Source organism: Brevundimonas sp., assembly GCF_036402095.1.
Classification (GTDB): domain Bacteria; phylum Pseudomonadota; class Alphaproteobacteria; order Caulobacterales; family Caulobacteraceae; genus Brevundimonas.
Window position 1 is genome coordinate 43,980 of the sequence record NZ_DASWTO010000055.1, and the last position, 13,061, is coordinate 57,040.

The following is a 13,061-nucleotide window of genomic DNA, read 5'->3' on the forward strand; positions in this document are numbered from 1 at the left end:
GGGCGCCGGAATTGAGCGAGGGGACGAAGATCACCGCAAGCGGCTTTCCTCGTCCCCTCGCCAAGTCCGGGTTGGACTTGGCCATTGAGGTTCAGAACCTTGGCCTCAGCATCAGCGAGGCGAACCCCGGTGATGGTCGGCTGTATTCTGTCGCGCTCCTGGTCTCCGGCGTTCCACGAGGTCGAGCCCCGCGCCGTCCATCGATCCTGATCCGGTTCCCGCCGGTCTTCTGGGGCCGAAGCCTTCGAAGGAGCCTTTGGGCCTTGATCCTGCCCCCCGTCCGTTAAGGTCGAAACCCCCCGGTGCGTCAGGTCAGAGAGCCGGGCCGGTCCGCTTTGAGCCCCGGGTCTCCCCGGATTTCCGCGCCGCCGTGTCCCTCGGCCTGTTGACGTTCGCGCCAAATCCGTTAGACGGCAAGCGCCCGAATCCGGCCGGCTGTGCGGAACCGCCCCGGCCCCGGTGGATAACCCTGTGCATATCTGTGGGCGGCTGGATTTCGTGAAAGCGAATCAGGCGCTTGGGTTTTCCACAGAAAGCGGTTCATTCCCAAGCTGTGCAGCGATCCATTCGCGGATGAAGGCCTGGGCGAGCGCCGCGGTCGGGGCGCCGAAGTGCTGGAAGCCGTGCGGAGCGTCGGGCACATCCAGCCGCGTCGTCGATGCGACTTCCGCCCATCGCTCGGCCATCAGGCGGCTGTCATCCTGAAATGGATCCATATCGCCGATCACGAACAGGGCCGGCGGCATGCGCGTCAGGTCCGCATAGAGCGGGGAGACATCCGGCTGCTTGCGGGCCGCTTCGTCGCGCTCCGGCGTCAGCCGACCCAGATCGCGCTCCAAATTCGGCCCGTCGAACAGAAGCGTCTCCGGCCCGGCCGATCTGACCGAAGGCGTGCCAGACAAGTCAAAGACGCCCTGAACAAATATGCATCCCGCAGGCAGGGCGACGGCGATACTGTCTCGCAATGCGAGCATGGCGAGCGCCGCCAGATGGGCGCCGGCGGACTCGCCGATCACGAAGACCCGGTTCGTGGAGAACTGGCGAGCGCCCTCACCGAGCGCCCAGCGCAGCGCCGCGACGCAGTCGGCCACCGCGTCCGGCATCCAGACGCCGCGCCCTTCGTCCAGCAGTCGATAGTCGATCGAGGCGACGGCGAAACCGGCCTCAGCCAGATGGCCGGTCAACCGGTCGTTCAGGGCCGCGCTGCCGACGACCCAGCCGCCCCCGTGCAGGTCAACGACGAGAGCCCGGGCAGGCCCGGGAGGCTGAAGCAGCCTGACCCCCAGCGCTCCGCCCGGACCCGGGATTGTCGCGGCCGAGAGTCGAACCCCGCGTCGCTTCAGTGCAGCCTCGGTGACCACGCCCGCCGCCTGGCTGAGCACGCCGTTGAGCCGCTGCCCGATAGCGAGGCGCCATCCGGCGGGTTTGAGACGCGGAGTCAGCGCCAGAGCCGCGTTCACCCGCCGCGCGGCCCGCTTCTGGGGCGGCGTCAGCGAGAGGGTGTGAACGGTCAGGGTCATGGGCTGAGCCTAGGCCCAGGCGCGGGCGACGCCATGCGACAGGTCAGCCGCCCAGCGCTTCCCGCTTCGCCTCGAGCTCCAGCCATTCCTCCTCGGCGGCGGCCAGCAGGGCGCGCGCGCGGTCGGCATTGGCGGTGGCGCGGTCGAAGGCCTTGCGGTCACGGGCGTAGAGATCGGCGTCGGCAAGGGTCGCTTCGTGGCGCGCGATGTCGGCGGGAAGGCTCTCCAGGAGACTCTCGAGTTCCTTGAGCCTGTGGGCGTCCTTGAAGCTGAGCTTGGCGGGCTTTTTCGGCGCGGGCGGCGGGGCGGCGGCGGGAGCGGGGTTGTCGGCGGCGCGGCGGGCCGCCTCCTTGTCCTGCGGGCGCGGATTGGCGCCGGGCTGGAGGAAGCCAGGGTTCTGGCGGATGAAGTCCGTCCAGCCGCCGGGGGTCTCGACGATGTCGCCGCGGCCGTTCATGGCGATGGTCGAGGTGGCGAGCCGGTCGACGAAATCCCGGTCGTGACTGACCAGGATGAGGGTGCCGTCGTACTGCTCGAGCAACTCCTCAAGCCTGTCGAGGGTATCCATGTCGAGATCGTTGGTCGGCTCGTCGAGGACCAGCATGTTGGCCGGTTTTGCCAGCGCCCGGGCCAGCAGCAGGCGGTTGCGCTCGCCGCCGGAAAGGGTGGAGATCGGCTGACGCAGCTGGCCTTCCTGGAACAGGAAATCCTTGGCGTAAGCGGCGACGTGCTTCGACACGCCGCGCACGAGGATGGAGTCGCCCCCGCCCGGCGTGAGGGCGTCCCACAGGGTCATGTCGGATCGCAGGCCCTCGCGGGACTGGTCAAGGTAAACCGGGTCGAGGTTGGCGCCGAGCCGGACGGTGCCGCCATCGGGTTCGAGCTGGCCGAGGAGGATCTTCACCAAGGTGGTCTTGCCGGCGCCGTTGGGACCGACGATGGCGAGCCGGTCGCCGCGAATGACCCGGGTGGTGAAGGGCTCGATGACGATGCGGTCGCCGAAGCTCTTGGTCACGCCCTTCAACTCGGCGACCAGTTTGCCGGAGGCGACGCCGGAGTCGACGCCGAGGTTGAGCTCGCGCGGCAGATCGCGGACGCGTTCGGCGCGGTCGGCGCGCATCGCCTGAAGGGCGCGAGCGCGGCCTTCGTTGCGGGTCCGCTGCGCGGTGATGGAGCGGTAGAAGGTGTAGGTTTCGCTCTCGATCCGTTTGGTCAGGCGGCGAAGGGATTCCGCCTCTTCTTCCATCACCTTGGCCGCCCATTCGTCGAAGGCCGCGAAGCCCTTGTTCAGCGTGCGCACGCGCCGGCCTTCCAGCCAGTGACAGGACTGGGTGACCCGGTTCAGGAAGGCGCGGTCGTGGCTGACCACCAGCACGGCGAAGCGGGCGGCGAGCAGTTCGTTCTCGAGCAATTCGATGGCGAGGATGTCGAGGTGGTTCGTCGGCTCATCGAGCAGAAGGAGGTCCGGCTCTTCGGCGAAAGCCTTGGCCAGGGCGGCGCGGCGGATTTCGCCGCCCGACAGGTTCACGGCGGGCTTGGCCGGGTCGAGGCCGAAGGTGGTCAGCCAGGCCTCGGCGGTCCACGGCTGGGCGCCGCCCGACACGGCGTAGTCGAGCAGGGTCTCGCCGGTGATGACCGGTTCCTGCGGCACATAGGCGAAGCGCGTCCCGGCCTGGACAGACCGCTCGCCGGCGTCCGGCTCGATCAGACCCATGACCAGCTTCATCAGGGTGGATTTGCCGGCGCCGTTCCGACCCACCAGCGCGGCCCGGGTGCGGGGCTCGATGGCGATGTCGACGCCGTCGAACAGCGGCCGCGGTCCGTCCTGCAGGCGGACGTCCTTGAGGGCGACGAGAGGGGGTCTTCCGGGGGACTTGGCGGCCATGAGGCGCGGGCTATAGACCGGGCGACCGCGCTCCGCCACCCGGCCCGTCAGGCGAGGTCGCCCGGCGCGCGCCGATTTTTTCTGCGCCCGAACCAGTGCGGGAGGATGGTCCTGCCGTCGAACAGACCGTCGACCGCTGTCAGAACCGCCGCCGCCAGCAGCCAGAAGCTCAGGCCGATGAACGCCCGTACGGCGAAGTCGGTGAACGGCAGGAAGGCGGCGACAGCCAATGCTCCGAGCCACCCGCCAAGCATGAGGAAGCGCCTCGGGACCACGAATGGACCGGTTCGGCTCCAGATCAGGGCCCGGTCAGCAAGGGCGACGGCGATGACGAGGCCGCAGGCGGCGGCCATGCCCCGGCCGGACGAAGCGCTTGCCGTGACAGCAACGGCGGTGATCGCCACAGCCGCCATCCCGGCGGCTCCGATGCGCCGGCGGCCGACCGGCCCCCACTGGGCGATTTCGTCGGCGATGGCCTCGGCGCCGATCTGCAATACGAGAGCGGCTCCAACAAAGGCGACCAGCAGGGCGGTCCCCGCCTGTCCGACCACGTCGCCCTGCACCATCAGATAGCCCAGTACGGGCGCAATGCCCGCATACCGGCTCCAGTCGCGGGGCGATCCATAGGGAAGCAGGACATGGCTGGTGGTGATCCGCACCCAGGCCCACAAGCCGAGCGATATGGGCAGGAGGCACAGGGGCAACCACCAGGCCGGGGGCGCGACGCCCGCGACGACTGGTAGAAGCAGGGCCGCGGGGGCCCAGCCGAACCGCTGCCATAGCGGACGATGCCAGGGAGCCGATGACGACCAGGCCGCCCGCGGCCGGCTCACGCCGTACACATAGCCCGCGCCCGCCGCGAGAAGGGTCGAGCCGATAACGGTCCAGAAGGCGAAAAAGGTCGGCAGGGTCGGCGGACCGAAGTCGCCGAGGCTGTTCAACATCATCGCCGCGACGGGTGGGGCGATGATGAGAATCCAGAGGAACACCGGAGCCAGCACCGGTCGCGTCTGCCGCGCCCGCCAGCGCGCCAGCGCCTCAGGGTTCATGCGCTCGATGATCTCGGGGTGTTCGTGCTCGAGGCGCTGGAGCAGCGATTCAATGCGGCCGGCGAGCCGAGGCGTCAGGCGTTCACGGACGCGGCTGATCGGGGTCGGCCGCTCCGTAAGCGCTCGCCAGGCCTCGTTTTCCGGTGCGCTGCGCCGTTCAAGACGGCGCAGAAGGAGACCTGCTTCGCGCCGCCGCAATACGGGCTCGGCGTGGCGAAGGTCGATACCGACACGGCTGGATTCCCAACCGAAGAACTGGATCGCCGGCTCGACCATCTCGTCGACGACGGGGCCGCCGAAGCCGACCACCTGAGCAAGCCACTGCTCGGTGCGGGCGTAGGTGGTCAGTGAGTCCATGGCCGGCGATCGGAAGATGCGGATCATCGCCGACAGCGCCTCGTGCCGATCGCCGTCGGCCCGGGCGACGAGGGCCGTCAGCTGGTCGCACAGGGCCTGGTGAGCTTCGGCGAGGTCGCGCTCGCGTGCCAGTTCGGCGCGGATGTCGTCGGGCAGATCGGCTTCGGCGGCGGCCTGTTCGACCGGCTCGGGGCGGGTCCAGCGATCTCCCTCAGGCGGGGCCCAACCGCGTGGCGTGTAGCCTGCCGCCGGGCGCCAGCGATCGCCCGCCTCGTCCGGCCAGACGTCATCGGCGTCATCGTAGGGGTCGTCCTGATCGTCCTCGCCTCCAGGCGGGAGCGGCCGCGGCGCGGCCCAGCCGTTCCGGGCAAGGCTGGAAGCCTGGTCATAGGCGGCGCGCAGGGCCTGGAAGCCCTCCGGATCATCTTCGGGATGGACCTGCTTCAGACGCCGGGCGTAGGCGCGGCGGATTTCATCCACGTCATTGGTCGAGGTGATCCCGAGCGTGGTCCAGATGGATCGGCTCACAGCCAGGTCTCGCCCTCGAAGCGATCGAGGACCTGGGTCAGCCGGTTTCGGGCATGCTCAATGTCGCGCGGGTCCTGGCGGTCCAGAACGCTTTCGAACTCGCGGATCTGGTCGGCGATGAAGGCCCGCTGGTCCCCGAGGGACTCCTCGTAACAGCGGTTGGCGCGGCTCATGGCCGCCTTGTTGGCGTCGCTGTCGCGCGGGTGCTGTTTGAGAGCGGCCAGGGCCAGGCGCCGCTTTTCGAAATCGGCGTCAGCCATGACGGCCTCATCGGCGATGACGAGCTCGCGCTTTTCCCCGGTCTTCGGGATGTGGACATCGACTTCGAGCAGGCCGTTGATGTCGTAGCTGAAACGGATTTCGATCTGCACGCTGCCCAGCGGGCCGGCCGGGATCGGCACCTCCAACTGGCCGAGGAGGATGTTGTCCGCCACGTTACGGGACTCACCCTGGTAGACCGGGATATTGACCATGCGCTGATTGGCGGCGGCGTTCTGGTAGTACTGGACCCGGCTGGCGGGAATGACGGTGTTGCGCTCGATGATCGGGGAAAAGGCGATCCCCAGCGAGCGACCGGCGGCATCATGCTCGCTCGCGCCGACCCCCAGGCTGTAGGGGCAGACGTCGGTCATGACGACTTCCTTCAACGCCACGTCGCGGGCCTTCAAACCGGCCTGCACGGCGGCGCCCACGGCGACGGCCTCATCCGGGTTAACGGCGTTGGCGGGGAAGCGGCCGAACATGCGCGTGATGGCGCGGCGCACGATCGGCATCCGCGTTGACCCTCCGACGAGGATGATCTCGGACAGGTCCTCGGCCCGCAGATTGGCGTCGCGCAGAGACCGAAGAACCGGGTCGCGCAGGCGGGTCAGCAGCCCTTGGCAGAGGGCCTCGAAATCATCGGCGGTCACTTGCCGTTCGAGGGCCTTGTCCTTCCAGATGACCGTCATGGTCGCCGAAGGATGCTCGCTCAGGGCCCGGCGCGCGCGTTCGGCGGCGGCCCGGATCCGCTCGCGCAACAGGGGATCGGACCGATCCTTCTCCGGGACATCTTTTCCGGCTGTCCGGCGGAATTCCTCCGTCAGAACGTCGTTGAAGTCCTCTCCGCCGAGACGGTTGTCACCGGTCGAGGCGCGGACTTCGATGATGCCCTCGAAGATTTCCAGCACCGAGACGTCGAACGTCCCGCCGCCGAGGTCGAAGACGAGGAACCGGCTCGCGTCGCCCAGCTCGTGGATGCCGTAGGCGAGGGCCGCGGCGGTGGGTTCGTTCAGCAGGCGCTCGACTTTCAGCCCGGCGAGCTCGCCCGCGCGTCGGGTCGCCTTGCGCTGCTTGTCGTTGAAATAGGCGGGGACGGTGATGACGGCCTCGGTGACCGGTTCTCCGAGAAACGCCTCCGCATCCGCCTTGAGCCGGGCGAGCACCAGAGCCGAAAGCTCTTCGGCCGTGAAGCTCCTCTTGCCCAGCTTCGTGATCCGGCTTGAGCCCATGTAGCGCTTGAAGGCGGTGGCGGTCAGCTCGGGATGGGTTGATTGCCGCTCGCGAGCGGACAGGCCGACCATCAGCTCGCCGGAGGTTTCATCGAAACTGACCGCCGATGGCGTGAGGACATGGCCGAGGCTGTTCGGGATCAGCTCCGCCTTGCCGTCGCGAAAAATGCCGACCGCGCTGTTGGTCGTGCCCAGATCGATGCCGATAATCACGCGTATCCCCCGAACGCCACTCGCTTTATTCCCTAGCTTGATGGGAAGACGGGTGGAAGTGCGCTGGCGACACGCTCTGTCATTGGGCGTATGACGCCGCCGATGGAACGACCCTTCTGGCAAACCAAGCGCCTTGAGCAGATGACGCGCGAGGAATGGGAAAGCCTGTGCGACGGCTGTGGTCTGTGTTGTCTCGTACGGTTTGAGGACGAGGACACGGGCGAGGTCGTGCCGACCCGCGTACATTGCAGGCTGTTCGATCCCGTGCGCTGCACCTGCTCAGACTACGCCAACCGGCGGGAGCATGTGCCTGACTGCATCAAGCTGACCCCCTGGAACATCGAGGCGCTCGAGTGGATGCCGAAGTCCTGCGCCTACCGTCGCATCCACGAGGGACGGCCCCTGGCCGACTGGCATCCGCTGGTGTCGGGCGATCCGGAGAGCGTGCATGAAGCCGGCGTATCGGTACGCGGGCAGACGGTTTCGGAACTGGCGCTGCGGGACCCCGAGGATGCGCTCGATTTCGAGGCGCCGGAATGGGCGGCCGAACGGGGCGGAAAGCCGCGCTAACCGAAGTCTCGTTGTTCATCCGCACAATGCCGGGATCGCAACCTCCGCCCGCGAACGTGCAACGGGAGCAGGTCGAACGGCGCTGGCGGGGGGGCATGACGATCATGTCGGGAGCCCATCCAGGTGGCGGAGCTGTTGCGGGTGATCGCTGCACGGCTGGGACAGCGGGCGGCGGACCGGGACGGCGCCACGGCGCCTGACCGTGACGCTGTGCTTACCTTTCGGGAATCTATAGTCGGATTGGCGAGATGAAATTTCGCAAAATCAGTCACTTAGCGATTTCTCGAGTCAATGTTTCATCCTGAGAACGCTGTGGGCGCATAATGTGGGAACGTCGGAGAGACAGGTGAGCGTCCCCATCGCGTAGGGGAGGGGCGCGCCTGGGGCCGACCTGAGCTGAGCCCTCCCCGCGCGCGGGCGCCACACCGGAGATCACCATGCTGAACTGGCGGCGCCCCTTCGGGGGGCGGCGGAGCGTCGTTGCGCCCGAGATCAAGGATAGCCGGGTCGGCCCCCTGATCGCCCTGACCAGCGCAGGGCGTCCGCGGTGGACGCCGAGAGACTACGCCAACCTGGCGAACGAGGGCTTTGCCCGGAACGCCGTGGCCTACCGCTGCGTGCGAATGGTCGCCGAAGCCGCGGCGTCGACGCCCCTGACCGTCTTCATCGACGGGGCCAGACGCGACGATCATCCGCTGGCGAGATTGCTGGCGCAGCCAAACCCCGAGCAGTCGGGCACGGAATGGCTGGAGGCGCTGTACGGCGGCCTGCAAACGGCGGGAAACGCCTATGCCGAGGCCGTGGGGGAAGACGCGCCCGCAGAGCTTTGGGCGCTGCGGCCGGATCGGGTGAAGGTGGTCCCGGGGCGCGCGGGCTGGGCCGAAGCCTATGAGTATTCCGTCGACGGCCGCTCTCTGCGGATCGGTCGGCAGGCGGACGGCTGGATGCCGGTGATGCAGCTGAAGCTGTTTCATCCGACAGACGATCACTACGGCTTTTCACCGCTCGAGGCGGCGGCGTCGGCGATCGACGTGCACAACGCATCCAGCGCGTGGAACAAGGCGTTGCTGGACAATGCGGCGCGGCCCAGCGGGGCGTTGGTCTACGGCTCCAAGGATGGTGAGCGGCTGTCGGCTGAGCAGTTCGAGACCCTCCGGTCACAGATCAACGAGAGCCACGCCGGCACAATCAACGCGGGGCGTCCGATGCTTCTCGAAGGGGGGCTCGACTGGAAGCCGATGAGCTGGACACCCGCCGACATGGATTTCATCGCCGGGAAGCACGCGGCGGCGCGCGAGATCGCCCTGGCCTTTGGCGTCGCGCCCCAACTGCTCGGCATCCCCGGCGACGCGACCTACTCGAACTACCGCGAAGCCAACGCAGCCTTCTGGCGCGGCACAGTCGCGCCGCTCGCGAGAAAGACGGCTGCCGCGCTGACCGGATGGCTGGGCGGTCGGTTCCCGGGAGCAAGGATCGAGGCCGATCTGGACGGCGTGCCGGCGCTGCAGCCGGAGCGGGACGCGCTGTGGGCACGCCTGGAGGCGGCCAGCTTTCTGACGAACGAAGAGCGGCGGCGCATGGCTGGAGTAGGATTGTGATGGATATGCGGAAGGTTCCGGTCGCGGTCATCGCGGCGCTGGCGGTGCAGACCGCCGGGGCCTTGGTGTGGGCGGGCGGGGCCGCGGCCCGGATCGCCACCCTGGAGGACAGGGTGAGCGAGCATCGTCAGGTGGCGGAGCGGCTTGCGCGGCTGGAAGAGCAGAGCAAGGCCACGAGGGCCGCCGTCGAGCGGATGGAGACGAGGATGGAGCGGGGCTAGCGCGACGGCCTCGGACGCGGCTCACGGTCGCAGTCATCGGCGGTCAGCCGGAAGGTCCCATAGTTGCGGCCGATGTTGGCGCCAAGCGGATCGGACGACCGGCTGATGAGGTCGAGGGTCATGACGCCGCCGGGCGTGAGTGCGCCCTGCCCGGCGTTGCCCCAGCCGTCGACGAAAGTGAAACGCAGCGTTCCATCACGACCCATGCGGGCGGGCTCGTCCTCAACGTGAAGGATTTCCTGACTGTCGGGCATGGCGTTGGTGAAACTGATCAAGGTCTGACCGTTGCGCGCTGCGACCCGGGCCCGCATCGAGAAGTCGCCCAGGGCAAAGGTCTCGCGACCGGTGTCCGCGACCAGTGGCTCGACCAGACAATAGTCACCCGGAGCGATCGGCGGAACCGAGGCGCAGCCCGCCAAGCCTGTGACAATCATGGAGACAGGGATGAGGCGCATGGCCCAACGCTATCATGATGTGGCGTCGACCGAAGGAGCAGAGGGCCTGCGAATCGCCGGGTACGCCTCGCTATGGGGCGTGGCCGATCTCAACGGCGATGTCATCGCGAGGGGCAGCTTCGCGGCCAGCCTGGCCGCGGGCGGCGCGCAAGGGGTTCGGATGCTGCACCAGCACGAGGGACGGTCGCCGGTCGGCGTTTGGGATGAAATGTTCGAGGACGACCGCGGCCTGCGGGTGCGAGGTCGGATCATGGACTGGTCAGCCGAGGCCCGGTTCGCGCAGGCGCTGTCGCGGGCCGGAGCGCTGGACGGGTTATCGATCGGGTTCCGGAGTCAGCGTGCGCGGCGCGAGGGACGGCTGCGGATTCTGGTGGAAGTCGAGCTTTGGGAGGTGTCGCTGGTGACCTTTCCCATGCTGCCCGCGGCGCGCTTCAAAGTGAGGCCCACGACAGCAGAGGAGCGAGTCGCTGCCCGCCAGTAGCGGCTCAGGGGCTTTGGCGGCCCGAAAGTCGCGCGATCTCGCTCTGCGGAACGACGCGCGCGACCTGGACATTGCAGGTCCGCAGGAGGGTCGCGTGACTGCGGATGTCCAGGTGAGCCGGGTCACCGATGCAGACATCGGCGTTTTCCGGGCCGACCGGGCGCAGGCCGATGCTCACCTCACCGGACGGACCGAGGCAGGCGGCTGGGCCGGTCAACAGGAGGGCTTCACCACTGTCGACCCTGACATATGCGCCGGCGCCGGGATCCAGCTTGATCAGCCGGGCCTCGCCCGCCGAGAAGCAACGGCGGGCCCCTGAGGGCGCACCCGTCGGTGCTTCGCTCCCCACGGGAGCGCAGCCTGTGACGATGAGCAATGTCGCGAGTGTTCCAACCAGGCGCATAGCCGCACTCCTTCAGGTTGAGTAACCGTCGAACTGTCACACGCCGCCGCGGCCGGGTCAACAGGACTGGCCCCCGTCATGACGGGAAGGCGCGAGCCTTCTTCGTGCTCAACGCTTTCGCGGCATGCGTGAGAGCGGTCCTGGCGGCGGGCTTTCGGAGGATCGCGCCGAGCCAGATCGCAGCGACGACCACGAAGATGAAGGAGACCCGAAACAGGATCACGGCGAGAAGCCCGGCGACCGCCACGGCAAGCCAGATTCCGGTCAGGAGCGACTTGAGTTGAGGGGTCGAATGGGGATCGAGCGGCTCGCGTAACATCGCATCCAGATCCGAGGCCGGATCTTCCTGCAAACGCTCCAGCGGCCCACGGTTGACGAGGGGACGGGTCCCCGGGCTCCCCTCGACGGGCTCACGATCCTGATGCTGATGGAGCGCCAGCAGGGGGCTCGGTTTCATGAGGGCGGCGGGATCGAAGGCGATGGACTCGCCCTGATCGTTGAGGGTGAAGACCTGCTCGAACGGAGTCTGGGTGAAGTCGATCGCCCGGGTGTCCTGGCCATAGGCGTCGCCAGGGAGGGCGAGGAGTCGGCCGTTCCTGAGCTCGACCTGGAAGGCGATCGGATCGGGCAGACCGCCGACCATGGCGTGGACCGTCCCGAAGCGACCGGTGGCCCGCTCATCCGACAGGGGGCGGCGCGAGCTGACGATGACTTCGCTGAACAGGCCGGAGCCTGTGTTGCGGCGGGTGCCCGGCAGGCTTTCCTCGAACTGGCCGGCGAGGTCCGGCGCGACGTGGCGCAGGTCGTGAGCCATGGCGGCCATGACCTCGCGTTCGAGCCTGGTGAATCGGGGGCTCATCCGGCGACCGCGCCGAGCGCTGCCAGGCGAACGCTGCGGTGGCGCAACGAGATCTTCTGCAGGGGGCGGCTCACGCCCCGATCCTAACCGCATCCCGCGGTTCCTGAAACCTGGAGACACCATGAAAGAGACCAAGACGGCCTCGGGCACCCCCGAGGCGCGCGCCGCCATGCACGAGATGATGGCGGCGTTCGAGGCATTCAAAGGGGCGAATGACGCCCGGTTGGATGAAATCGAGCGCAAGTCCACCGCAGACACGCTGCTGGAGGAGAAGGTGGCGCGGATCGACCAGGCCGTGAGCAGCGCCCAGGCGCGGCTGGATCGTGTCGTGAGCGAGGGGCGACGTCCCGGCATCGGCGCTGATGCGACGGGCCGGTTCGCCGTGTCGCGGTCCGACTCCACATTCCATGGGGAGGAGAAGGCCGCGTTCGACGGGTACCTGAAGTCCGGCGCCTCGTTCGGCCTCGAGCTGAAGGCGGGACTGTCGACCGCGTCGAACTCGGCCGGCTATGTCGTGCCCGAACAGACCGAGCGAGCCATCGAGCGGCGGCTGATGGCCGGCTCGCCGATGCGCGAGATCGCGAGCGTGCGGACGGTCGGATCCGGGATGTTCAGAAAGCCGGTTTCGACTGCCGGGCTTGCCGCGGGCTGGGTCGCGGAAACGGCGGCGCGGCCGGAGACGGACCCGGCGACCCTGGCCTTGCTGGAGTTCCCGTCTGCCGATCTGTACGCCAGTCCCGCGGCCACGCAGAGCCTGCTCGACGACGCTCTGATCGACCTGGACGAATGGCTGGCTTCCGAGGTCGAGGATGCGTTCGCCGCGCAGGAGACCAGCGCCTTCGTGACCGGCGACGGCGTCAACAAGCCCAAGGGATTCCTCAGCTACGACATCGTCGCGGAGGCGAGCCATGAGTGGGGCAAGATCGGCTATGTGGCCTCGGGCGCCGCAGGGGCGTTCGCAGCGTCCAGCCCCACGGATCGTCTGATCGATCTGATCTATGCGCCGAAGGCCCGGTACCGGCCGAACGGGCGCTTCGTGATGAACCGCAGGACCGTGTCGGCGGTGCGAAAATTCAAGGATAGCGACGGAGCGTATGTCTGGCAGCCGGCGCAACGGCCGGGAGAAACCGCCAGCCTGCTGGGGTACGCCGTCACCGAGATCGAGACCATGCCCGACGTGGGGGCGGACGCGGCCGCGATCGCCTTCGGCGATTTCCAGCGCGGTTACCTGATCGTAGACCGCGCCGGCGTCCGCGTGCTGCGGGATCCGTACTCCGCCAAGCCCTACGTGCTCTTCTACACGACCAAGCGGGTCGGCGGCGGCGTGCAGAATTTCGACGCCATCAAGGTTCTGAAGTTCAGCGCAACCTAGTCGCCAGCAGGCATGGCCGGGTGGGGGGCGAGAGATCGTCGCTCACCCAGGCTCCCCAGG

General features: G+C 68.1%; 12 protein-coding genes. 5 read left to right on the forward strand and 7 right to left on the reverse strand.

Annotation, left to right across the window (positions count from 1 at the left end):
- Nucleotides 1-509: 509 nt before the first annotated feature.
- The 4 genes from VGD32_RS04520 to VGD32_RS04535 are packed head-to-tail and all read right to left on the reverse strand — an operon-like array spanning nt 510 to nt 7,165.
- Complete coding sequence (locus VGD32_RS04520) at nt 510-1,520, reverse strand: alpha/beta hydrolase (RefSeq protein WP_331030713.1); 1,011 nt, start codon at nt 1,518-1,520, stop codon at nt 510-512.
- Between the two features lie 43 nt (nt 1,521-1,563).
- On the reverse strand, nt 1,564-3,405 hold the full coding sequence (locus VGD32_RS04525) for an ABC-F family ATP-binding cassette domain-containing protein (RefSeq protein ID WP_331030714.1): 1,842 nt from the start codon (nt 3,403-3,405) through the stop codon (nt 1,564-1,566).
- A 47-nt stretch (nt 3,406-3,452) separates the two neighbouring features.
- Nucleotides 3,453-5,339: a hypothetical protein gene (locus VGD32_RS04530; RefSeq protein WP_331030715.1), complete on the reverse strand. Its 1,887-nt coding sequence runs from the start codon at nt 5,337-5,339 to the stop codon at nt 3,453-3,455.
- Nucleotides 5,336-7,165: a molecular chaperone HscC gene (locus VGD32_RS04535; RefSeq protein ID WP_331030716.1), complete on the reverse strand. Its 1,830-nt coding sequence runs from the start codon at nt 7,163-7,165 to the stop codon at nt 5,336-5,338. Before VGD32_RS04535 ends, VGD32_RS04530 begins: the two co-directional genes overlap by 4 nt.
- Between VGD32_RS04535 and VGD32_RS04540 the strand changes: the two genes are divergently transcribed.
- The 3 genes from VGD32_RS04540 to VGD32_RS04550 all read left to right on the forward strand — a co-directional run bounded on the left by VGD32_RS04540 (nt 7,133) and on the right by VGD32_RS04550 (nt 9,431).
- Nucleotides 7,133-7,612: a YcgN family cysteine cluster protein gene (locus VGD32_RS04540; protein WP_331030717.1), complete on the forward strand. Its 480-nt coding sequence runs from the start codon at nt 7,133-7,135 to the stop codon at nt 7,610-7,612. The two genes, VGD32_RS04535 and VGD32_RS04540, sit on opposite strands and share 33 nt — an antisense overlap.
- A 437-nt stretch (nt 7,613-8,049) precedes the next feature.
- The gene (locus tag VGD32_RS04545; protein ID WP_331030718.1) at nt 8,050-9,210 is read left to right on the forward strand and encodes a phage portal protein; all 1,161 of its coding nucleotides are present in this window, start codon (nt 8,050-8,052) and stop codon (nt 9,208-9,210) included.
- Entirely contained in the window at nt 9,210-9,431 is a 222-nt protein-coding gene (locus VGD32_RS04550) for a hypothetical protein (protein WP_331030719.1), read from the forward strand. The genes VGD32_RS04545 and VGD32_RS04550 overlap by 1 nt, the downstream gene beginning before the upstream one ends.
- Here VGD32_RS04550 and VGD32_RS04555 read toward each other — a convergent pair.
- Nucleotides 9,428-9,886, reverse strand: a complete 459-nt coding sequence (locus tag VGD32_RS04555) for a hypothetical protein (protein ID WP_331030720.1) — start codon at nt 9,884-9,886, stop codon at nt 9,428-9,430. The two genes, VGD32_RS04550 and VGD32_RS04555, sit on opposite strands and share 4 nt — an antisense overlap.
- Here VGD32_RS04555 and VGD32_RS04560 point away from each other — a divergent pair.
- Entirely contained in the window at nt 9,885-10,367 is a 483-nt protein-coding gene (locus tag VGD32_RS04560) for an HK97 family phage prohead protease (protein WP_331030721.1), read from the forward strand. The two genes, VGD32_RS04555 and VGD32_RS04560, sit on opposite strands and share 2 nt — an antisense overlap.
- Nucleotides 10,368-10,371: 4 nt before the next feature.
- Here the strand turns inward: VGD32_RS04560 and VGD32_RS04565 are convergent, their stop codons facing one another.
- Entirely contained in the window at nt 10,372-10,770 is a 399-nt protein-coding gene (locus VGD32_RS04565) for a hypothetical protein (RefSeq protein ID WP_331030722.1), read from the reverse strand.
- Between the two features lie 76 nt (nt 10,771-10,846).
- Complete coding sequence (locus tag VGD32_RS04570) at nt 10,847-11,629, reverse strand: hypothetical protein (protein ID WP_331030723.1); 783 nt, start codon at nt 11,627-11,629, stop codon at nt 10,847-10,849.
- 121 nt (nt 11,630-11,750) lie between these two features.
- On the opposite strand from VGD32_RS04570, the gene VGD32_RS04575 reads away from it, so the two are divergent.
- Nucleotides 11,751-13,001: a phage major capsid protein gene (locus VGD32_RS04575; RefSeq protein WP_331030724.1), complete on the forward strand. Its 1,251-nt coding sequence runs from the start codon at nt 11,751-11,753 to the stop codon at nt 12,999-13,001.
- The last annotated feature ends 60 nt before the right edge of the window (nt 13,002-13,061 follow it).